This window comes from Devosia sp. (assembly GCF_017307565.1).
Lineage (GTDB): Bacteria > Pseudomonadota > Alphaproteobacteria > Rhizobiales > Devosiaceae > Devosia.
On record NZ_JAFKHD010000282.1, the window covers coordinates 1 to 1870 of the forward strand.

At 63.5% G+C, this 1870-nt stretch carries 1 protein-coding gene; it reads right to left on the reverse strand.

Annotated elements, in window-relative coordinates; translation table 11 throughout:
• Window positions 1-128: 128 nt before the first annotated feature.
• A partial coding sequence (locus tag J0I64_RS08670; RefSeq protein WP_291407185.1) for a putative PEP-binding protein occupies window positions 129-1870 on the reverse strand: 1742 nt, incomplete at its 5' end.

Sequence of the window (1870 nt, forward strand, 5' to 3'; positions counted from 1 at the left end):
CAAGCGCCACAAAACCCTGGATCCGATTCAACAGCATCGTCCTCCCGCTTTTCCTCAATCTTGTGCCACGTTCTCATATCGTGACCAATGGCCACAATTGAAATGGCATGACGGAAAAGTCAGGCGCGTCAGGTAGCCGCTTGCGCCAGGGTCAGTCGCGCCACCGGCACCCGATAGGGCGCGCAGCTCACATAGTCGACGCCGAGTCCCGAGAAGAATTTCAGCGATTCCGGATCGCCGGCATGCTCGCCACAGATGCCGATCTTGAGCCGCGGATTGGCGGCCCTCCCCCGCTCGATGGCAATGGAGATCATTTCGCCCACGCCCTTTTCGTCGATGGTGACGAAAGGATCGCGCTCATAAACGCCCTTGCGCTGGTAGACGGCGAGGAACGTTGGCGCGTCGTCGCGCGAAATACCGAAGGTGGTCTGCGTCAGGTCATTGGTGCCGAAGGAGATGAAATCGACCATGCCGGCGATATCCCCGGCCCTGAGGCAGGCTCGCGGCAGTTCGATCATAGTGCCGAACGAGAATTTCACGCGCTCCGATTTCAGCAGTCCCGAATTGGCGACGATGGCCATGGTGCGCTCGCGCACCCAGGCGACCTCACTGGCGGTCGAGACGAAGGGGACCATCACCTCGACCGGTACGGGCTTGTTCAGTCGTTCGCTCGCCTCGCGCGCACCGGCAATCAGCGCCTGCATCTGCATCTGCAGAATTTCTGGATAGGTGATGGCAAGCCGAACGCCGCGATGCCCCAGCATGGGGTTGATCTCGGCAATACGCTCGAGCCGCAGCCGCAGAGCGCGCACTGCAACGCCCAGAGAAGCCGCCGTTTCCTCGATTTCCTCTTCCGAACGGGGCAGGAATTCATGGAGCGGGGGATCGAAGAGGCGCACCGTCACCGGCAGCCCCCCCATCACCGAGAACAGCGCCGAATAATCCCCGGTCTGGAAATCGACGAGGCCATTGACCGCCAGGCTGCGCGCTTCCTCGTCCTCGGAAAGGATCATGCGCCGCAGCGCGACGAGGCGCTCGGGCGAAAAGAACATGTGCTCGGAACGCGCAAGGCCAATGCCTTCCGCCCCGAAACTCAGCGCTGTAGCAGCGGACTCAACCGTTTCCACATTGGTACGCACCGCAATGGACCGGCTGGCATCCGACCAGCCCAGAAGTGTTCCGATGGTGCCACCGATATGCGGCTGGGCCAACGGCAGCGTGCCAAGATAGACAGAACCATCGCTCCCATCGATGGTCAGCCGATCGCCGGGCCGCAATTCGCGCGACCCGATACGGCAGACCATTTCCACCGTATCGACCGACAGCGTCCGCACGCCGGCAACACAGGGTTTTCCTGTAATACGGGCAATCACGCCCGCATGGCTGGTCATGCCGCCGCGCGCGGTCAGAATGCCCGTTGCCGCCTTCATGCCCTCGATATCGGCGGGGCCGGTTTCGTTGACGACCAGAATGCAGTGCTTGCCGCGCGCCCGCAGCCGCGCCGCGTCCTCGGCCGAAAAGGTAATGATGCCACTGGCCGCGCCCGGCGAAACGCCCAGGCCGGTGGCTATGGGGGTGACCTCGGCGGTCGATTTGATGCGCGGATGCAGCAGTTGCGGCAGACGGTGCGGATCGACGCGGCTGACCGCATTGTGCGGCGACCAGATCTTGTTCTGGACCCGATCCACCGCCGCTTCCAGCTCGGCGGCGGCCGAAGCCTGCACGGGCCGGGCCGACAGAAACTGCACCTTGCCCTTTTGCACAGCGACGAGACACGCCATGTGCCGCCCAGCCTTGGCATCGAGCAGTGCAATCAGCGCCCCGGTCGATTCCGGCAGCCGCGGCAGGGACGAGCCATTGAGCGGGGCCG